The organism is Eionea flava, assembly GCF_055393785.1.
Genome location: NZ_AP036018.1, coordinates 2,784,760 through 2,806,117, shown reverse-complemented (window position 1 = coordinate 2,806,117; position 21,358 = coordinate 2,784,760). Strand labels below are relative to the sequence as shown.

Below are 21,358 nucleotides of genomic sequence, written 5' to 3'. Positions count from 1 at the left end.
AACAGGGTTTTACACACCGTCCAAAAAACATTGCGTGCATTCTACTCCTGTAGAAAAAAAACCGCCACACTTATCCACACAAAAAAAACAAAAATAAATGAAAACACAATAGAATAATAAAAAGTTATCAAATTCAATAACTTAACATAAAAATAACAAATAGTTAAAAGTGAATAACTTAAACAAACCCTCTTAAAAACTGTTGATAATTCTGTTAATAAGCGATTGATAGCATGTTATTTAGCTGTTTGTTTTTACATGCAACACGCTTGAAACCGCATGATTAAAGGGGTCTGGCTAATGTGTTAAATAACGTATAAACCATCGCTTATTAATTAAAGCATTTAGCATTTACCGATTGCTTTTGTTATTTTAATTCTTTAGAATTCGCCCTCGATTTTTTGGTGGGTCTATGCATCGTACTGTATTGGTACTGAGGCAGTAAAAATAACTCGTTATTACCGCCATCTAAAATCCAATGAATAGTCCACTACTGTATTAAGGCAACTAGCATGAAAAGAACATTCCAACCCAGCGTACTTAAGCGTAAACGTTCTCACGGTTTTCGTGCCAGAATGGCAACAAAAAGCGGTCGTCAAATTATTGCTCGCCGTCGTGCTAAAGGTCGCAAGGTTCTTTCCGCTTAACTAGCCCTTTTAAGTACTGCTTAATTGTCTTTTAAAAGCATTAAGCCAGTTAATAAAAAGTCTACAGTAAAAAATAGAAGCACTATTACGTAAGAGCTTCTATTTTTTGCTATGTGTCTTTCTCATATTTATACATAAACTGCTATAAATACACTGACTGAGACCCATGTCTAGCCATACACAACTCTGCCTCTATTGCCTAACTTAACTGATTTCATACCTGTGGAGAAATCATTGTGGCTGTTTTTCGTCGATCTCAACGACTCCTAAATGCAGCAGACTTTTCAAATGTCTTCTCAAATCCACCTTTTCGTGCATCACATTCACATTGCTTAATTTTAGCGAAACCTAACCAACTCAATTGCGATCGTTTAGGCTTAGTCATCGCCAAGAAAAACGTTCGTCTAGCCGTTGACAGAAACCGTATAAAACGGGTGATTAGAGAAAGTTTTCGCCACCTACCGCGCCAAAATCAGGGAATAGATGCTATAGTGCTCGCCCGAAGGGGATTGGGTGAAATAGACAACTCTTCAATAAGAGTACTCATCGATAAACAATGGCTGAAGATCCAGAAAAAAGCACGATCATATCAACCGTAAATCGCTACGCATCATGGCCTGTCTTAGGGTTAATTACCCTATATCGCTATGCGATTAGCCCATTAATTGGGCAGCGATGTCGATTTTATCCTACATGCTCCGAATATGCCGAAACGGCTTATCGACGCTTTGGCTTTATTAAGGGAAGTGTACTGAGCACTAAACGACTCTGTAAATGTCATCCTTGGCACGCAGGCGGTGTCGATTTAGTGCCTGAAAGCGCTTCCCAAAAGAATCAATCACACGACCAATAAAGAAGACGTACAACATGAAGATGGACTGGCAACGCAACGCTTACCTATTAGCGATTTTTGTTTTGGGTTTTTTACTGATTTTTGAATGGAGTAAATTTAGTGAACAACAGCAACTCGCTGCTGATCAACAAATAAGTACAGAAATCACAACGGCTGATACCAGCGAGACTCCGGTCATCCCCTCGCAATCCACTAGTGTTGATGCAGTAAGCAGTGATGCTGAAATTCCATTACCGCCACAACAAAATACCGTCAACTCTCTAGCCTCAAATACAACTAACACAAGTGCTAATTCCAGCAGTGACGATCTCATCCAAATTACTACCGATGTATTCTCCATCAAAATCGACAAACTCGGTGGCGATATTGTACAAACCGCATTACTTAAGCATAAAGTCCGCTTAGGTGGCGAAGAATCTTATATTTTGCTTAATCGCACAGCAGATACAACTTATATCGCACAAAGCGGCATTGTCGGCCCTAATGCCACAGATACCGCCGATGGGCGTCCAACGTTTATTTCTGATAGTAATGAATATGTACTTGCTGATGGCGAAGATACGCTACAGGTTGATCTTCGTTACAACCAAAACGGCGTAGTCATCACTAAACGTTTTACGTTTACCCGCGGCGATTACTTTATTGATGTCACTTACGACATTGATAATAAGACAGCGAATGCTTGGCAGGGTAATTTATATGGCCAAATCAAGCGTGATAGCCACAAACCTATCGCTACGGCTGATTCGGGTATTGGTGTTAACCCTTATTTAGGTGCGGCAACAAGTACGCCGGAAGATAACTACAAAAAGATTAGTTTTGATGATTTAGCCGACAGAAAAGAATCTTTCCGAACTCAAGGCGGTTGGGTAGCCATGATCCAACATTACTTTGTCAGTGCTTGGGTACCTAATAGCGAATCCAATAACAGTTATTCACTTCGCAAACTAGGCAGTAAAGATATTTACCTACTCGGCTTTTCAACACCAACAACTACCGTAGAAGCTGGGCAAACCGGTACACTATCTGCCGGTTTTTATGTAGGTCCAAAAGATATTGATCGCCTAGAAGCTATTGCACCTTACTTAGACTTAACCATTGATTTTGGATTTTTATGGTGGATAGCTAAACCCATATTCCATGTACTGATTATGATTCATGACGTCGTCGGTAACTGGGGCTGGTCTATTATCGTGCTGACATTGTTTATCAAGATCATCTTCTTCTACCCATCGGCGGTAAGCTATCGCTCAATGGCGAGAATGCGTAAATTATCTCCGAAGATGCAGCAACTTAAAGAGCGTTTCGGTGACGATCGACAAAAAATGTCGCAAGAAATGATGAAGATGTATAAAACCGAAAAGGTGAATCCGATGGGTGGATGTTTACCTATCTTGATTCAAATGCCGGTGTTTATCTCTTTATATTGGGTACTTATGGAAAGTGTGGAACTACGCCATGCACCTTTTGCCCTATGGATTACCGACCTCTCCGTTAAAGACCCCTATTTTGTGTTCCCATTGATTATGGGTGTCACGATGTATATTCAACAAAAACTTAATCCGACGCCTCCAGACCCTATGCAAGCGAAAATCATGCAGTGGATGCCTGTCGCATTTACCTTTATGTTTTTGTGGTTCCCTGCCGGTTTAGTTATTTACTGGGTAACCAACAATACCTTATCCATTATCCAGCAATACATCATCACTCGTAGGATTGAAGCTGAGGGCTAACGAGCTTGTCAGACACACTTACTGATCACGACGCCGGTAACTTTACACATAATTTTACCGGTGATACCGATACCATTGCCGCTATTGCCACAGCCCCCGGCCGTGGTGGTGTCGGCATTATCCGTATATCAGGTAAACACGCGTTAATGGTGGGTGAAAAAATCTGCCAGCAAAAACTAACGCCTCGCTACGCTCATTACGGCAACTTTGTAGACCCTGAAAGCCATCAAATACTTGATCAGGGCATCTGTCTTTACTTTCCAAACCCTCATTCCTTTACTGGCGAAGACGTAGTTGAGCTGCAAGGCCACGGCGGCCCTGTCGTACTTGATCAACTATTACATATTATTACACGCAATAATGTTCGCTTAGCCAATCCTGGTGAGTTTTCTGAACGCGCTTTCTTAAACGATAAGATGGACTTAACACAGGCCGAAGCCATTGCTGATCTTATCGATGCTAGCTCAGAGCAAGCTATGCGTAATGCGCTTAACAGCTTACAAGGGGCATTTTCTAACAAAGTTCACACCTTGGTTGAACAACTTACGCATTTGCGAATGTATGTTGAAGCGGCCATTGATTTCCCCGAAGAAGAAATAGATTTTCTTCAAGATACGCATATACACCAACAACTTTCATTAATTACAGAGCAACTTCAAGCTGTTTTTACCCAAGCTAAACAAGGGGTATTAGTCAGAGAAGGAATGAAGGTGGTGATTGCTGGTAAACCTAATGCGGGTAAATCAAGCTTGCTTAATGCTTTAGCAGGCAAAGATGCGGCTATTGTGACAGATATAGCGGGAACCACACGGGATGTCTTACGCGAACATATCCATTTAGATGGTATGCCTCTCCATATTATCGATACAGCAGGGCTACGCCAAAGCGATGATGTGGTCGAACAAATGGGTATTAAACGTGCCTGGGTGGAAATTGAGCAGGCTGACCGCCTACTCCTCCTGATTGATGCTTCTGATCACCAGAATACATCCGATATCAGTGCTGCAATTAAACAATTTATTAGGGAAAATAAAGACAAAAACCTCGATCATTCAAAAATATCCGTAATTTGTAACAAAATCGATCAAGTCAATACAAGTGCTCGTATGACCGAATTGCATGCTATACCCGTGATGTATTTATCGGCTAAAACAGGGACAGGCATAGAATTACTCACCCAACACCTTCAATTAGTAATGGGTTATAGCAATACCGCTGAAGGGGGGTTTACCGCGAGACGTCGCCATTTAGACGCCTTGTTACAGGCAGAAACCGCACTTACCCATGCAAGTGCTCAATTACAACAAGGCGCTGGCGAGCTATTGGCTGAAGATTTACGCCTATGCCAACAACACCTCGGAGAAATTACGGGGGATGTCAGTGCTGATGAACTGCTTGGTAAGATATTTTCTAGTTTTTGTATTGGCAAATAAACCACATCCCAGACTATCGATTACTCGTTTTATTCCCTTCCGCTTACACCATTATTTACCTTAGTACTCATTTTTCCACAGATTAAAACAAACTTATCCACAAAAACACATCCTATTTTTGCACTTACGAAAACTTATTAACAATTACTCACAGGTTATTTCAGTAAAACATTGATATACAAACACTTTATGTTTTTCAGAAAATAGAGGGTGACTGCCCTGTTTATAAAAACAAGCAAAAGGCGGGGATAATACTGGAGTAATGATGAATAACTCACTAACGGAAATAAACCATCGTGCAAGCGTTAAAGTTATCCCATCTTATCCGCTGCTTATGATCAACTATAAAGCAACAAACTGACGCTATTAAGACCTACTTGTTATGCCTATAAGTCTTTGTTTTATTTGAATAATAAGTAGTTTTCAACAGTATTTTGGCTAACTAATAATAGTATTTATAGTAAGTAATACTAATAAAATAATATTTATTTTTTCAATCGTTAATAACACTATAAGTTATAGACCATAAATAACGGATTAACAAAAATAGTTAAGAATATAGAATGCTTTATATTATTGTTTGATTAATTATTGAACATCTTTTGCTCAATGAGAGATAAATCCCTATACTAGCCGCCCTTTATTTGTCGCCTATAGCGATTCAACATACGTACTATTTATATTATGAATTATCCTCACCATTATGATGTCATTGTGATTGGTGGCGGCCATGCAGGCACAGAAGCCTGTTTAGCTGCTGCTCGTATGGGATGCTCAACACTGCTACTCACACACAATATAGAGACTCTCGGGCAGATGTCGTGTAATCCAGCCATTGGTGGTATTGGAAAAAGCCACTTGGTGAAAGAGATTGATGCCATGGGCGGCGCGATGGCGCAAGCAACCGATAAGGGAGGTATACAATTTAGAGTACTTAATTCGCGTAAAGGGCCAGCAGTAAGAGCGACACGAGCGCAAGCAGACCGTGTTTTATACAAAGCGGCGGTACGAGAAATTCTAGAAAACCAAGAAAATTTACAAATTTTCCAACAGTCGGTTGACGACCTTATTGTTCAAGGCGATACCGTCACCGGTGTAGTCACCCAAATGGGTTTAAAATTCTATGCGCCTTCTGTTGTGCTTACTGCTGGTACATTTTTGGGTGGAAAAATACATATTGGTTTAGAAAACCATTCTGGTGGACGTGCGGGTGATCCGCCATCCATAGCCTTAGCTGATCGTTTACGAGAGTTTCCTCTGCGTGTCGATCGTTTAAAAACCGGAACACCTCCTCGTATCGATGCCAAATCTGTTGATTTTAGTCAGTTACAAGAGCAATGGGGGGATAAGCCTTTACCGGTGATGTCCTATATGGGCAAAGTATCTGATCATCCAGAGCAGGTGTGTTGCTGGATTAGCTATACGAATAATCAAACCCATGACATTATTCGTTCTGGTATGGATCGATCCCCCATGTATACCGGCGTTATCGAAGGTGTTGGTCCCCGTTATTGCCCCTCTATCGAAGATAAAGTCAGCCGCTTTGCAGATAAAGATAGCCATCAAATATTTATCGAACCCGAAGGCTTGCATACCCACGAGCTTTACCCCAATGGAATATCTACCAGCCTCCCCTTTGATGTGCAGCTTGATCTCGTCCGCTCAATTAAAGGTTTTGAACAGGCACATATTATGCGTCCAGGCTATGCCATTGAGTATGATTTTTTCAACCCACAAGATCTGCAATCTAATCTGGAAACCCGCTGCCTAAATGGTTTATTTTTTGCCGGACAAATTAATGGCACAACTGGTTATGAAGAAGCTGGAGCGCAAGGTTTACTGGCGGGTCTAAATGCGGGCTTGCGTGCACAAGAAAAAGAGGCGTGGTGTCCTCGTCGAGATCAAGCGTATATTGGTGTTATGGTTGATGATTTAATTACCCTAGGAACACAAGAGCCTTATCGCATGTTCACTAGCCGTGCAGAGCATCGTTTATTATTGAGAGAAGATAATGCCGATAGTCGCTTAACTGAAAAAGCCTATGAGTTAGGCCTTATTGATGATGCACGCTGGCAATTTTTTAATGACAAAAAAGAAGCAATAGCAAAAGAAGAGCAACGTTTATCGTCAACTTGGGTGCAGGCACATAGTGCACAAGCTGATGCCTTGATTGATAAAATTAAAACACCGCTCACACGCGAATATAATTTAATGGACTTGTTAAAGCGTCCAGAATTAGACTATCACGATATTGCTCAACTGTTCCCTACTTTAGATGCTCCTACTGTTGATGACGTGTCAGTACCTGAAAACTTCACTACCCAAGTCGCTGAACAAATTGAAATTAGTGCAAAGTATGCGGGTTATATTCAACGCCAAGAACAAGAAGTGAAACGCCTTCTTCAACATGAAGAAACACCCTTACCAGAAAATTTTGATTACGCTACAGTTGAAGGTTTATCTAACGAAGTTAAACAAAAATTGATAACACAAAAGCCAGAAAATCTCGGTCGTGCTTCCCGTATTCAGGGCGTTACACCAGCCGCGATTTCTTTGCTATTGGTTTACCTCAAAAAACGTGGACTACTGCGGAAAGTAACATCCAATAATCATTAAAATCCGCCCCAATAGTGCATCTATTACTATTCTACAAAAAGATAATACTGTGATTGATAAAAAAAAATGTGAGCAACACCTTCGCAATGGATTGGCCCAAATGGGCATCACTATTGATGATAAAAAAGTGGATCAATTACTGACCTATTTAGGCGCATTAGTTAAATGGAATAAAGCCTATAACTTATCGGCCATTCGTGAGCCTATCGCTATGGTCGAAAAGCATTTATTGGATAGCCTAACATTACTGCCCTATTTTAACGAAGCCATACAGCAATCGAATACAGAAGATCCACTGCGACAGATTATTGATGTAGGGACTGGTGGCGGCTTACCTGGAATTCCTTTGGCGATTATTTTTCCAGACACCGGTGTAACTCTACTGGACAGCAATGGAAAAAAAACCCGCTTTTTATTTCAAGTAAAAACGGAATTAGGCTTATCTAATGTGAACGTAGAAAATGCGCGTGTCGAATCTTATCTGCCGGATCAATTATTTGATATTGTTGTCAGTCGTGCGTTTGCGAGCTTGCATGATATGGTGACTGGAACGCAGCATCTATTGCGTGATGGTGGGCAATACTGGGCGATGAAAGGAATCTATCCTGAAAAGGAATTGAGTGATTGTAAAAAACACGCTATTGTCGAGGCCTTTTATCCCTTACAGGTGCCGAATGTTGAAGGTGAACGGCATCTGCTGATACTAAACAAAGTGTAATTTTTACCCATGGTGCATTCTAAAATTTCGAACAAAAAAACAGCTAGCTCTTCTGTTCTATGAATGCAATTTAGCTCAGAATGCACTAAAGATTAATTTTTTCCTTCTAAAAATAATATGAGACCTTTGCACGGAAGATGATTTTGCTCTCAGGCAAGGCAAAAATGCACGGAGAGAGGGAGTTTATACATGATAAATGACCGATTGAGTACATTTTTCCTCGGTACCCCTTTGTGGGGTAAACGCCGCATGAGAGTGAAATGGCTTTCGTGCAAAGGTCTCAATAGCTAACAAGAGAGATAACCGTGAACAAGGTATATGCCATAGCAAATCAAAAAGGAGGTGTGGGGAAAACCACAACCTGTGTCAATTTGGCTGCTTCCCTTGTGGCTATTAAAAAACGTGTGCTACTTATTGATATTGATCCACAAGGTAATGCCACCATGGGTTGTGGTGTGAATAAAAGTGATGTGCCGTTATCTGTTTATGATGTGCTGGTGGAAGATCGCTCTATTAGTGATGTGAGCCAAATATCACCCACAGGCCATTTTTCAGTGGTTGCCGCCAATGATGATTTAACTGCAGCAGAAGTACAGTTACTTGAGTTACCCGAAAAACAATTTCGTCTACGTAATGCCATTAACGAGAGTAAAAATCAATACGACTATATTCTTATCGACTGCCCCCCTTCTCTTAATATGCTAACGCTTAACGCATTGGTTGCTTGCGATGGCGTTATTATTCCTATGCAGTGTGAATATTATTCTTTAGAAGGTATATCAGCATTAATTAAAACGATTAATCAGATTCAGCAGCAACTTAACCCCTCGCTATCAATTGAAGGTATTGTGCGCACGATGTACGATCCCAGAAGCACGTTAACCAATGAAGTCTCAGACCAGCTTAAAGAATACTTTGGTGAAAAACTATATCAGGCCTGTATCCCTCGTAATGTTCGTTTAGCAGAAGCTCCGAGCTTTGGTCAGCCCGCACTAGTTTATGATCGCCAATCAAAAGGGGCGGTTGCCTATCTCGCATTGGCGGGTGAATTTGTACGTAGGAATGAAAAGAAAAAACAATAACTATTTATCTATAGCGACTATACACGCACAGTGTATTCGTAGGTTTGTAAACCTTTGAAATATTAAGAGCACAATTATGGCAACAAAAAGAAAGGGTTTGGGACGAGGTTTAGGTGCCTTATTAAATGCTGGTACAGCCAGTATGCAAGATTCAGCGGAAAATGCCACAACCGTTCAGGGTGCGATCGAGCAGGTACAATCATCCGACTTAGAACGGAATGAGCAGCTCAGATATGTGCCTGTTGAATTGATTCAGCGAGGAAAATATCAACCTCGTCGTGATATTAATCAAGACGCATTGGAAGAGCTATCAGCATCGATTAAAGCTCAAGGCGTTATGCAACCTATTGTTATTCGCCCAATATCAAGCGATAAATATGAAATTATCGCAGGCGAACGCCGCTGGCGTGCTAGCCAGTTAGCTGGTCTTGATAAAATTCCCGCGGTTATTCGTCACGTCCCTGATGAAGCGGCTATTGCAATGGCGCTCATTGAAAATATTCAACGGGAAGATCTTAACCCTCTTGAAGAGGCGGTAGCACTTAAGCGTTTGCAAGATGAATTTGAGCTAACGCATCAGCAAGTGGCTGAAGCCGTTGGTAAGTCGAGAACGGCGGTGACTAATCTCCTGCGTCTTATTTCATTAGATGAGGAAGTGAAAAAACTGCTTGAGCATGGAGATATAGAAATGGGCCATGCTCGTGCCATGCTGAGTTTAGAAAATAGTAAGCAACGAATAGTCGCTAGCGAAGTGGTAGCAAAAAGCTTATCCGTTCGACAAGCAGAAGCATTGGTGCGACGCACTCTTGAAGAAATTAACAAGCCTAAAGAGCAAACAGAGTTACATAACCCAGATCTTTCAAAACTAGAAGAAGGTATTTCTGAAAAAGTAGGTGTGCCGGTAATGCTTCAACATAGTGCAAAAGGCAAAGGTAAGCTGGTGTTAAAATACAATAACTTAGACGAGTTAGACGGTATTTTGCACCATCTTGGCTATGAACCATAGCGTAAGGCATATTAAGTATTGAATACTTTTCATCAAGTCCCTATAATTGCGCTCGCTTTGCATAAGACCATAGTCTCAAGCGGCATGTAAAATCCTTATTATTTTTATGGGATACCGCTAAGTATCTTTGTTCTTTTATTATCTCCTTTGGGTGATCTTAGCTTTTTCGTTAATGCGTAAAAGCGACAGCAAAGTTATATCAGTTGACTGTGGTAATTAGGAGTTATGACATAAAACCGAATAAACCTATTGCCGAAACATCGGTGGCAAGCAGTTTACAATCGGGTCAACTAACGCTGAAGCGTATAGCTGTTATATGGATGCAACAATTCATCCTTACTCTAGCTATATTGTTGATAGCATGCTGGATAAAATCTTCTTTAGATTATTCAGCGCTTATTGGTGGAGTAATTTATTTAATTCCCAATATGTATTTTGCCCTATATGCGTTTCGCTATCGGGGCGCTCATGCGGCACGATACGTGCTATTGAGCTTTTATCGTGGTGAAATGGGAAAGTTTTTATTATCTGGCGTAGGATTCGCAATTGCGTTTACGTTAGTTAAACCATTAGATGTGTTGGTGTTATTTGGTACTTACTTAGCATTAACAGTTTTTCAATGGATACAACTCGCGCGTACCTCTCGCTTATAACAAGCGATACGTGTGGTAAAACCAAACATGGCTTTTTCGTATTGTGTTTATGAGGCAATACGAGTAGATGGCATAAGAACCTAGGATAAATAAACAGTATGGCAGGCGCACAGACCTCGACTGAATATATTCAGCATCACTTGCAAAACTGGACCTATGGTAAATTACCTGAAGGTTATACTCGCTACGATGGCGAAGTCCTCACTGAATCAACTTGGGTTTCTGCCCACACCTCTCAAGAAGCCAAAGATATGGGCTTTTCAGCAGTTCATGTTGATACCTTGGGTTGGTCCATTTTCTTAGGTGCTTTATTTATTTTTATCTTCTCGCGTGTTGCAAAAAAAGCAACCGTTGATACGCCTTCGGGTTTACAAAGTTTTGTTGAACTCGTAGTGAGTTTTATTGATAACACGGTAAAAGATACCTTTCATCATAAAAATAGCATGATTGCCCCAATGGGTTTGACGATCTTTTGTTGGGTATTCTTGATGAACTTTATGGATTTAATCCCTGTTGATTGGATTCCTCATTTTGTTGCTAATGTTATTGTTGGCGATCCGCACTTTTATTTCAAAGTTGTACCTACAACAGATCCTAATGCGACTCTGGGTATGGCGATTGGTGTGTTTTTGTTAATGATATTTTTCAGTGTCCAACAAAAAGGCGCTGTTGGTTTTATTAAAGAATTAACTTTCCACCCTTTCTCTCCTCCGACGAAAGGCTTGGGTATATTGTTAGCGCCGCTATTGATTGCTATCAATTTTATTTTAGAAACTGTTTCATTAATCGCCAAGCCTATTTCTTTAGGGTTACGTTTGTTCGGAAACCTCTATGCCGGTGAGATGATCTTCATTCTTATCGCAATTATGTTTGGTGCTGGATTCTTATTAGGGTTGTTTGCAGGTGTATTACAGTGGGCATGGGCAGTATTCCATATTCTTGTGATTACACTTCAAGCGTTCGTGTTTATGGTGTTAACCACGGTCTATATGGCAATGGCACACGACAATCATGATGAGCACTAATAATTAATAAAAACCTTTGTTTTACTTTTTTAAATTAAAATCACTTTGTAGGAGAAGATGATGGAAGCCGTTGGTTTAGTATATGTAGCAAGTGCATTATTGATTGGTCTAGGTGCTTTAGGTACTGCGATTGGTTTCGGTACACTAGGTGGAAAACTTTTAGAAGGCGCTGCGCGTCAACCAGAACAAGCACCTGCTCTTCAAGGTAAAATGTTCCTAATGGCTGGTCTATTAGATGCGGTACCTATGATTGGTGTTGGTATTGGTATGTACTTAATCTTTGTTGTTGCGCCTTCGCTTGTATAAGAAGATTGCTGTTTAATAACAAACATTATTTAGTCGTTTTATAAATCTCAATCAAGAGGTGTTGGTGTGAATATCAACCTAACATTAATCGGGCAAACGATTACGTTTTTTATCTTTGTCTTTTTTTGCTGGAAGTTTGTTTGGCCAGCGTTGATTGCAGTGATGCAAGAGCGCGAGCAAAAAATAGCGGAAGGTCTTCAAGCTGCAGAACGTGCAGATAAAGATCTTGAGTTAGCGCAAAAGAAAGCCACTGAGCAATTGTCAGAAGCTAAAAAACGAGCATCAGACATTGTTGAGCAGGCAAACAAACGTGCTAACCAACTAGTAGACGAAGCAAAAGAACAGGCAAAAGTGGAAGCTGATCGTCTTATTACCGCTGCAAAAGCAGAGATTGAGCAAGAAGCTAATCGTGCTAAAGAAGAGCTTCGCGGTAAAGTGGCAGCATTAGCTATTGCCGGTGCAGAAAAGATTCTTGAGCAATCGGTTGATGCTAAATCACATAATGATTTAGTGAACAAATTAGCCGCTGAATTGTAATCAGTTTCTAAGAGAGACATCGCATGGCAGAATTAATTACATTAGCTCGCCCTTACGCAAAAGCGGCATTTGAATACGCACGCAGTGATAGCAAACTTGATGCTTGGTCATCATCTCTCGCTGCTGCTGCAAGTGTTGTTCAACAATCTGTAGTAGAAGGTCTATTAGACTCTCCTACAAAAACGTCAGAAGAAAAAGCTGCATTGGTAATAGAGCTCTGTGGTGATGAACTTGACGGAAAAGTAAAAAACTTCATTTCTGTGATGGCAGAGAATAAACGCCTGTCATTGCTTAAAGAAGTTCAAGCTCTATTCGAAGACTTTAAATCTCAGCAAGAAAAATTTTCGGACATTACTGTTAGCACTGCGTTTGACATTGATGAAGCCGTAGAAAAATCGCTTAAAGAGAAATTAAGTAAAGTGCTAGAGGGCGATGTTGCTTTATCAACAACCATTGATAAAGCATTAATTGGCGGCGTTGTTATTCGCGCTGGCGACATGGTTATCGATGGTTCAATTCGTGGTCGTTTGGCCAAATTGTCTGAAGCCATCGGCGTATAAACTTCAACAAACCTATGGCCTTCTAGTAATAGAGGACATAATTGACTACCACCAAAACGGGGTAAGAGGAACAGAGCATGCAGCAGCTGAATCCTTCAGAAATTAGTGAAATTATTAAGAATCGTATTGATTCTCTAGACGTAAGCAGCGAAGCCCAAAACGAAGGCACTGTTGTTTCTGTTACTGACGGTATTATTCGTATTCATGGTTTAGCCGACGTTATGTACGGTGAAATGATCGAGTTCGAAGGTGGCGTATATGGTATGGCGCTTAACTTAGAGCGCGACTCCGTTGGTGCCGTAATCTTAGGCGACTACCAATCGATTGCAGAAGGTCAGAGTTGTAAATGTACTGGCCGAATCCTTGAAGTACCTGTAGGTCCAGAGCTTCAAGGTCGTGTAGTTGATGCTCTTGGTGTTCCCATCGATGGTAAAGGTCCTGTAGACGCAAAACAAACCGATGCGATTGAAAAAATTGCACCGGGTGTAATTGCTCGTCAATCGGTTGATCAACCGGTTCAGTTAGGTCTTAAAGCGATTGATGCAATGGTACCGGTAGGTCGTGGTCAACGTGAGTTGATTATTGGTGACCGCCAAACAGGTAAAACAGCCATTGCCGTTGATGCGATTATCAACCAAAAAGGTAAAGGCATTAAGTGTATTTACGTTGCTGTTGGACAAAAAGCCTCTTCTATTGCGTCTGTAGTACGTAAGCTAGAAGAACACGGCGCAATGGAGCACACAATTGTTGTTGCTGCTTCGGCATCAGATCCGGCAGCTATGCAATTTTTAGCACCGTTCGCCGGTTGTACCATGGGTGAGTACTATCGTGACCGTGGTGAAGATGCGCTAATAATATATGATGATTTAACCAAGCAAGCATGGGCGTATCGTCAGATCTCTCTATTATTACGTCGTCCACCGGGCCGTGAAGCCTACCCGGGTGATGTATTCTATTTGCACTCTCGCCTATTAGAGCGTGCATCACGTGTAAGTGCTAAATACGTTGAAGACTTCACTAAAGGTGAAGTTAAAGGCCAAACAGGTTCATTAACTGCTTTACCGGTTATTGAAACACAGGCGGGTGACGTATCTGCATTTGTACCGACAAACGTAATCTCAATTACCGATGGTCAGATCTTCTTAGACAGTGACTTGTTTAACTCAGGTATTCGTCCAGCAATGGATGCCGGTATTTCGGTATCACGTGTGGGTGGTTCTGCACAAACCAAGATTGTTAAGAAGCTATCCGGCGGTATTCGTACAGCACTAGCTCAGTACCGTGAATTGGCTGCGTTCTCTCAGTTTGCTTCAGATCTTGATGATGCAACAAAAGCACAGCTTGACCAAGGTGAGCGTGTTACCGAGCTGATGAAGCAGAAGCAGTATTCACCACTTTCGATTGCAGAAATGGGTGTTGTACTATTTGCGGCTAACGAAGGTTATTTAAGCGATGTAGATGTTGCAAAAATTGGCTCATTCGAAGATGCCCTACTCTCTTATATGGCAAGCGAACATGGTCAACTAATGAGTGATATTAATGATAGTGGCACTTACAATGATGATATCGCCGCTAGCTTTAAAACAGCATTAGAAGCCTTTAAGTCTACTCAGACTTGGTAATCTCAAGATAAAACAGGGGCCAAATCAATAAGCTTTTTGGTTTGGCTTTGAAATGTTGTGAAGGAGAGGTAAGTGTTTATCTTTCCTTTTACACTACGACGAAACTTGGAAAACTAAGATGGCAGTCGGAAAAGAAATACGTACTCAGATTTCGAGTATCAAAAGTACGCAAAAAATTACTAGCGCAATGGAAATGGTTGCAGCAAGTAAGATGCGTAAAGCTCAAGATCGTATGGAGCTGGGCAAGCCTTATGCGCAACATATCCGTAGCGTAGTGGGTCATATTGCTAATGCGAATCCAGAGTACAAGCACCTATACTTACAAGAGCGAGAAGTAAAACGTGTTGGCTTTATTATCGTTTCTACTGATCGTGGGCTTTGTGGTGGCTTAAACATTAATGCGTTTAAGTCGGCTGTTAAGTCAATGAAAGAGTGGTCTGATCAAGAGGTCGAAATAGACCTTTGCTTGATTGGTGCAAAAGGTTCAGCGTTCTTTAATAGCTTTGGCGGTAATGTAGAAGCTGCTGTGCGTGATATTGGTGAAGCCCCTTCAATATCCGACCTTATCGGTACCGTAAAAGTCATGTTGGATGCTTATGCAGAAAGCAAAATTGATCGTTTGTTCTTAGTGAGTAACGAGTTTGTTAACACTATGACGCAAAAGCCTACAGTTAAGCAATTGTTGCCTCTTCAAGCTGACGAAGATGAAAAGCTAAAGCACGCGTGGGATTATCTCTACGAACCTACAGCAAAAGACCTATTGGATGGTTTGCTCATACGTTATATTGAGTCTCAGGTTTATCAAGCGGTTGTTGAAAATGCAGCCTGTGAACAAGCCGCTCGAATGATAGCGATGAAAAGTGCAACGGATAATGCTGGAGATATGATTGATAATCTTCAGTTGGTGTATAACAAAGCAAGACAAGCAGCAATTACTCAAGAGCTTTCAGAAATCGTGAGCGGAGCAGCAGCTGTTTAATTTGAATAAGATCAGAGCCGATTGATTCTGATCTTATTAATATTTAATTAAAATTCAGGAGTTAAGAATCTATTGATTCTAACTTCATCGAAAAGAAACCATAGAGGACTCGGAAATGAGTAGCGGACGTATCGTACAAATTATTGGTGCCGTGATTGACGTGGAATTTCCACGAAATGCAGTACCTAAGGTCTATGACGCGCTGACAGTGAGCGAAAAAGGCTTAACACTCGAAGTGCAACAGCAACTGGGTGATGGTGTTGTACGTGCGATTGCCATGGGTTCTTCTGAAGGTATTCGTCGAGGCTTAGAAGTAGCTAACACCGAAGCGCCAGTTTCTGTACCCGTTGGTACTGAAACACTAGGTCGCATTATGGATGTGTTAGGTAATCCGATTGACGAATGTGGTGAAATTGGTGAAAAAGAGCGCATGCCTATTCACCGTAAAGCACCCGCTTATGATGAGCTATCTGCATCTGAAGAATTATTAGAAACGGGTATTAAAGTCATCGATCTTGTTTGCCCCTTTGCTAAGGGTGGTAAAGTCGGTCTATTCGGTGGTGCCGGTGTTGGTAAAACCGTTAACATGATGGAATTAATTAACAACATTGCAACGGCACACAGTGGTTTGTCAGTATTTGCGGGTGTTGGTGAGCGTACACGTGAAGGTAATGACTTCTACCACGAGATGCAAGAAGCTGGCGTTGTTGACGTTGAAACGTTTAGCAACTCAAAAGTGGCAATGGTTTACGGCCAGATGAATGAGCCACCGGGTAACCGTCTACGTGTTGCCCTAACCGGTCTAACCATGGCTGAAAAATTTCGTGATGAAGGTAAAGACGTTCTTTTATTCGTAGATAATATCTATCGCTACACGCTTGCAGGTACTGAAGTATCAGCACTACTAGGTCGTATGCCATCAGCGGTAGGTTACCAACCAACACTTGCTGAAGAAATGGGAGTATTGCAAGAGCGTATTACTTCAACTAAGACAGGCTCTATTACTTCTATTCAGGCAGTTTATGTTCCTGCGGATGATTTAACCGATCCATCACCAGCAACAACATTTGCTCACTTGGATTCAACCGTTGTATTGTCTCGTGATATCGCTGCAAAAGGTATTTACCCTGCGGTTGATCCTCTAGATTCAACATCACGTCAGCTAGATCCGCTCATTATTGGTAATGAGCACTATGAAGTGGCTCGTGGTGTTCAAACAGTACTTCAGCGTTATAAAGAGTTGAAAGATATTATTGCGATTCTAGGTATGGATGAGCTATCAGAAGAAGATAAGCAAACGGTATCTCGTGCACGTAAAATCGAAAAATTCTTGTCACAGCCCTTTACGGTTGCACAAGTGTTTACTGGCGCACCCGGTAAATACGTTTCTTTAAAAGATACCATTAGTAGCTTTAAGGGAATTTTAGCGGGTGAGTACGATAGTCTTCCAGAGCAAGCGTTCTACATGGTTGGTAGTATCGACGAAGCGATTGAGAAAGCGAAAAGCATGTAAAAATGAAAAATTGAAAAATTGGGGTCAGATCAAGGTTTCCGCTGATCTGATTTCATATTTTATTAAAAGTTGGGGAAATGTTGATCTGACCCCAATTTCTACACTTTACATTTCATTTATTAAAGAGGTTACGTTATGGCGATGACAGTTCACTGTGACATCGTTAGTGCAGAGAAACAAATCTTTTCCGGGTTAGTTGAAATGGTTGTTGCTGCGGGCACAGAAGGTGACTTGGGTATTGGTTACGGCCACGCCCCTCTTCTATCTGGCTTACAGCCTGGTCCTATTCGTGTGATTAACCAATCAGGCGAAGAAGATATTTATTATATCTCTGGCGGTTATATTGAAGTTCAGCCACATGGTGTAACGGTTCTCGCGGATACCGCTTTGCGGGCAGAAGATATGGATGAAGCAGCTGCTCAACAAGCAAAAGATGATGCTGAAAGAGATATAGCTAATCGTAGCGGTGATTTTGACTACTCTGCAGCAGCGGTTCAATTGGCAGAAGCGTCTGCTCAATTAAGAACACTTCAGGCTATTCGTAAAAAAATGGGTAAATAAATCAGAGTCGTTAGTAACTTAATGAATATTTACTGTAAAAAAGGTAGCATTAGCTACCTTTTTTTTCGTCTATCGATACTCAAACGGTAACTCAAGAGATTATTTTTTCATGTTAGACATTGTTATTCTTGCCGCAGGCAAAGGTACGCGTATGCAGTCAGCCTTACCCAAGGTATTGCACCCGATTGCAGCTAAACCTTTGGTATCTCACGTGATAGATACGGCAAGTCATCTATCGTCTAAAAAAATTAATATTATTGTTGGCCATGGTGCGAAAAATGTAAAAGAAGCACTCAATAACAATGAAAACCTTAATTTTATCGAGCAGACAGAACAGTTAGGAACCGGCCATGCCGTACAACAAGCACTGCCCTATCTTGCAGATAATACCGTTGTATTAATTCTTTATGGTGATGTGCCTCTTATTAAACCGTCTACCTTAGAAAAACTGACAGCATTAGTTGATGAGTCTAGCCTTGGACTTTTGACCGTCTCCTTACAAAATCCATCAGGCTATGGTCGTATTGTAAGAGATGAGGATAGTTTAGTAACAGCTATTGTAGAACAAAAAGATGCAACGACAGAGCAGCTGGATATTACGGAAGTCAATACAGGAATCATGGCAGTTCATGCAAAACACCTGAAATCGTGGCTTCCTGCGTTATCAAATAACAATGCACAATCAGAGTACTATCTAACAGATATTATTGCCATGGCTAAGGCTCATGGTGTTTCAGTCAATACTGAACAACCTGAAAGTGAGTGGGAAGTCCTTGGTGTTAATGATCGACGCCAGCAGGCGCAGCTTGAGAGAATTTATCAGTCAAGACTTGCAGAAAAACTAATGACCGAAGGGGCTACACTTATTGATCCTGCGCGTTTCGATTGTCGTGGAATAATAGACGTTGGTCATGATGTGACCATTGATGTTAATTGTATTTTTAAAGGCGATGTTTTTATTGGTGATAATGTATCGATTGGTGCTAATTGCGTAATAGAAAATACGCGTATTGCCTCGGGATCGATCATAAAAGATCATTGTATTTTAGAAAATACGATCATCGGTGAAAAATGTACTGTAGGGCCTTTTGCTCGTCTACGCCCAGGAACAGTACTCAGTGCTCAAGCAAAGATTGGAAATTTTGTTGAAACAAAAAAAGCGCTTATCGGCCAAGGCAGTAAAGTCAACCACCTCAGTTATGTGGGTGATGCAATATTAGGTGAAGATGTAAATATTGGCGCAGGTACAATTACCTGTAATTATGACGGAGTTAATAAACATCAAACAGAGATCGGTAACAATGTGTTTGTCGGATCTAACACATGCCTAGTTGCACCTGTTCAATTAAATGATGGGTGTACAGTGGGAGCTGGCTCTACAATTACAAAAGTTGTAGAAAAAGATACCTTAGCCCTTTCGCGAGCGATACAAAAAAGTCATGCATCGTGGACTCGTCCAGAAAAAATTAAAAAGTAATCAAGAGAAAAATTATGTGCGGAATAGTTGGTGTTGTTGCGAAAAGGAATGTCACCCAAATATTATTAGAGGGTCTTCGTCGCTTAGAATATAGAGGCTATGACTCAGCAGGTGTTGCAGTCATTGAGGCTAATCAGCAAATAGCGGTACGCAAGGAGGTGGGTAAAGTTGTTAACCTTGAACAAAGCCTTCAATCTTCCCCCGCCGAAGGTTTAATAGGTATAGCTCATACCCGTTGGGCGACTCATGGTAAACCCACAAAAGCGAACGCTCATCCGCATCGCTCTTCCAATATTACCGTGGTTCATAATGGTATTATTGAAAATCACGAAGCGCTTCGTGAAGGTCTACAAAAGAAGGGATATCATTTTTTAAGTGAAACCGACACGGAAGTGGTTGCCCATTTAATCGCTGATTTTTTTTCTGCTACAGGCTCTCTTCAAGAAGCGGTTAAGTTAAGTGTTGCAGAATGCGAAGGTGCGTATGCGCTCGGAGTAATTTGTCAGCAAGAGCCGGAGACACTAGTTGCGGCAAGAAAAGGTAGCCCGTTGGTTATCGGCGTAGGCATTGAAGAGAATTTTATAGCGTCCGACCAATTGGCATTACGTCAGGTGACGGATCAATTTATTTATTTAGAAGAAGGTGATATTGCGACCTTGTCTTCCGATAGTATGACTATTTATGATGATAGTGGTGATATTGTCGATAGAGAAAAAATTAAACTTAGTGACGCTGAGCAGTCAGCAAGCCGTGGTGATTATCGCCACTATATGTTGAAAGAAATTTACGAGCAGCCCCACTTAATAAAGCAAACCTTACAAGGGCGCCTGGGAAAAACTAAAGTACTAGAAGAATGTTTTGGATCAGAGGCTCCGGCGATTTTTGACCAAACAAAACATGTACAAATATTAGCGTGTGGTACTAGTTATCATGCAGCCCTCGTGGCTAAGTATTGGATAGAATCCATTGCTAATATTCATTGTAGCGTAGAGATTGCGAGCGAGTTTCGCTACCGAAAAGTGTTTATTCCTGACAATACTTTAGTGGTGACAATTTCTCAGTCGGGTGAAACAGCAGATACTTTGGCGGCACTACAAAAAGCGAAGCAACAAGGTATTCTGGCAGCACTTACCATCTGCAACGTTCCTAACAGCGCACTTGTTAGAGAGTCTCATTTATCGCTGATGACAGAGGCAGGCCCAGAAATTGGTGTGGCTTCAACCAAGGCATTTACCACGCAATTGGTGGCACTAAAACTACTGACTCTTGTGTTAGGGCGACGCAATGGTGTTTCTATTGAGCAAGAGAGCAAGATGGTGGCAGAATTACAGCAACTCCCCTCTTTATGCCAAGAGGTGTTAGCGTTAGATAGCGCAATTGCAAAACTCAGCGAACAATTTATAGAAAAACACCATGCGCTATTTTTAGGTCGAGGCATTCAATACCCGATTGCGGCAGAAGGCGCGCTTAAACTCAAAGAGATTTCCTATATTCATGCAGAGGCTTACCCTGCTGGTGAGCTTAAACATGGACCTTTGGCTCTCGTCGATGGTGATATGCCGATTATTGCCGTTGCTCCTCATGATGAGTTATTGGATAAACTGAAATCCAATTTAGAAGAAGTTCAAGCAAGGGGCGGTCAACTTTTTGTGTTTGCAGATACACAAGCGAATTTTAAGAGCACACAAGAGTGTCAAGTAATAGACCTTCCCAAAGTACCAGAAAGTATTTCTCCGATCGTATTTACCATTCCTTTACAGCTTTTTTCTTATCATGTTGCTGTTCTTAAAGGCACCGATGTTGACCAGCCAAGAAACCTTGCTAAGTCGGTAACGGTAGAATAAAAGTTCCTGCAGATCACTGACGCTATTAGTAAATAAGTCAGCGAGTTTTCTTTTAGACATATGCAGCATTTCACATACATCTCAATGTAAGCGTTTACATTGAGATGTTAATAGTGTGATAACGTTTACAAATTCTATGCGTAAACGGTCTATTAACACCCCAGCAGTCCTTTCATGCTCACCTATACTTTAA

20 protein-coding genes are annotated in these 21,358 nt (G+C 41.2%); all 20 read left to right on the top strand.

The features are described from left to right. Positions 1-512: 512 nt before the first annotated feature. The 20 genes from rpmH to glmS all read left to right on the top strand — a co-directional run bounded on the left by rpmH (position 513) and on the right by glmS (position 21,165). Positions 513-647: a 50S ribosomal protein L34 gene (rpmH, locus tag ACZ5O6_RS12195; RefSeq protein WP_447092460.1), complete on the top strand. Its 135-nt coding sequence runs from the start codon at positions 513-515 to the stop codon at positions 645-647. A 236-nt stretch (positions 648-883) separates the two neighbouring features. Next, complete coding sequence (gene rnpA / locus ACZ5O6_RS12190) at positions 884-1,246, top strand: ribonuclease P protein component (protein WP_447092459.1); 363 nt, start codon at positions 884-886, stop codon at positions 1,244-1,246. Next, positions 1,204-1,500, top strand: coding sequence for a membrane protein insertion efficiency factor YidD (gene yidD / locus ACZ5O6_RS12185; RefSeq protein WP_447092458.1), 297 nt, complete (start codon positions 1,204-1,206; stop codon positions 1,498-1,500). Before rnpA ends, yidD begins: the two co-directional genes overlap by 43 nt. A 20-nt stretch (positions 1,501-1,520) precedes the next feature. After that, entirely contained in the window at positions 1,521-3,233 is a 1,713-nt protein-coding gene (yidC, locus tag ACZ5O6_RS12180; RefSeq protein WP_447092521.1) for a membrane protein insertase YidC, read from the top strand. Positions 3,234-3,238: 5 nt separating this feature from the next. Then, complete coding sequence (mnmE, locus tag ACZ5O6_RS12175; protein ID WP_447092457.1) at positions 3,239-4,666, top strand: tRNA uridine-5-carboxymethylaminomethyl(34) synthesis GTPase MnmE; 1,428 nt, start codon at positions 3,239-3,241, stop codon at positions 4,664-4,666. A 684-nt stretch (positions 4,667-5,350) separates the two neighbouring features. After that, positions 5,351-7,282 (top strand): tRNA uridine-5-carboxymethylaminomethyl(34) synthesis enzyme MnmG, encoded by a 1,932-nt coding sequence (gene mnmG, locus ACZ5O6_RS12170; RefSeq protein WP_447092456.1) that lies wholly within the window; start codon positions 5,351-5,353, stop codon positions 7,280-7,282. Between the two features lie 100 nt (positions 7,283-7,382). Further along, a complete protein-coding gene (gene rsmG, locus ACZ5O6_RS12165) occupies positions 7,383-8,000 on the top strand; it encodes a 16S rRNA (guanine(527)-N(7))-methyltransferase RsmG (RefSeq protein ID WP_447092520.1) in 618 nt (205 codons plus the stop codon). 305 nt (positions 8,001-8,305) lie between these two features. Continuing rightward, positions 8,306-9,082 (top strand): ParA family protein, encoded by a 777-nt coding sequence (locus ACZ5O6_RS12160; protein WP_447092455.1) that lies wholly within the window; start codon positions 8,306-8,308, stop codon positions 9,080-9,082. A gap of 76 nt (positions 9,083-9,158) precedes the next feature. After that, complete coding sequence (locus tag ACZ5O6_RS12155) at positions 9,159-10,088, top strand: ParB/RepB/Spo0J family partition protein (protein WP_447092454.1); 930 nt, start codon at positions 9,159-9,161, stop codon at positions 10,086-10,088. Between the two features lie 209 nt (positions 10,089-10,297). Further along, positions 10,298-10,741, top strand: coding sequence for an ATP synthase subunit I (locus ACZ5O6_RS12150; protein ID WP_447092519.1), 444 nt, complete (start codon positions 10,298-10,300; stop codon positions 10,739-10,741). A gap of 98 nt (positions 10,742-10,839) precedes the next feature. Next, positions 10,840-11,766, top strand: coding sequence for a F0F1 ATP synthase subunit A (atpB, locus tag ACZ5O6_RS12145; protein WP_447092453.1), 927 nt, complete (start codon positions 10,840-10,842; stop codon positions 11,764-11,766). A gap of 60 nt (positions 11,767-11,826) precedes the next feature. Continuing rightward, entirely contained in the window at positions 11,827-12,072 is a 246-nt protein-coding gene (gene atpE / locus ACZ5O6_RS12140) for a F0F1 ATP synthase subunit C (protein WP_447092518.1), read from the top strand. 66 nt (positions 12,073-12,138) lie between these two features. Then, positions 12,139-12,609 carry a F0F1 ATP synthase subunit B gene (locus ACZ5O6_RS12135; RefSeq protein WP_447092452.1) on the top strand — a complete coding sequence of 157 codons (471 nt, stop codon included), beginning with the start codon at positions 12,139-12,141 and terminating at the stop codon, positions 12,607-12,609. Positions 12,610-12,632: 23 nt separating this feature from the next. Next, positions 12,633-13,169 carry a F0F1 ATP synthase subunit delta gene (locus ACZ5O6_RS12130; RefSeq protein WP_447092451.1) on the top strand — a complete coding sequence of 179 codons (537 nt, stop codon included), beginning with the start codon at positions 12,633-12,635 and terminating at the stop codon, positions 13,167-13,169. A gap of 77 nt (positions 13,170-13,246) precedes the next feature. Continuing rightward, entirely contained in the window at positions 13,247-14,791 is a 1,545-nt protein-coding gene (atpA, locus tag ACZ5O6_RS12125; RefSeq protein ID WP_447092450.1) for a F0F1 ATP synthase subunit alpha, read from the top strand. Positions 14,792-14,909: 118 nt separating this feature from the next. Continuing rightward, positions 14,910-15,770 (top strand): F0F1 ATP synthase subunit gamma, encoded by an 861-nt coding sequence (gene atpG / locus ACZ5O6_RS12120; protein ID WP_447092449.1) that lies wholly within the window; start codon positions 14,910-14,912, stop codon positions 15,768-15,770. Positions 15,771-15,885: 115 nt separating this feature from the next. Further along, positions 15,886-17,283, top strand: coding sequence for a F0F1 ATP synthase subunit beta (atpD, locus tag ACZ5O6_RS12115; protein WP_447092448.1), 1,398 nt, complete (start codon positions 15,886-15,888; stop codon positions 17,281-17,283). 135 nt (positions 17,284-17,418) lie between these two features. Further along, the gene (locus ACZ5O6_RS12110; protein ID WP_447092447.1) at positions 17,419-17,844 is read left to right on the top strand and encodes a F0F1 ATP synthase subunit epsilon; all 426 of its coding nucleotides are present in this window, start codon (positions 17,419-17,421) and stop codon (positions 17,842-17,844) included. Between the two features lie 109 nt (positions 17,845-17,953). Beyond that, positions 17,954-19,321 (top strand): bifunctional UDP-N-acetylglucosamine diphosphorylase/glucosamine-1-phosphate N-acetyltransferase GlmU, encoded by a 1,368-nt coding sequence (gene glmU, locus ACZ5O6_RS12105; RefSeq protein ID WP_447092446.1) that lies wholly within the window; start codon positions 17,954-17,956, stop codon positions 19,319-19,321. A gap of 14 nt (positions 19,322-19,335) precedes the next feature. Next, positions 19,336-21,165, top strand: coding sequence for a glutamine--fructose-6-phosphate transaminase (isomerizing) (gene glmS / locus ACZ5O6_RS12100; protein ID WP_447092445.1), 1,830 nt, complete (start codon positions 19,336-19,338; stop codon positions 21,163-21,165). Positions 21,166-21,358: the final 193 nt, after the last annotated feature.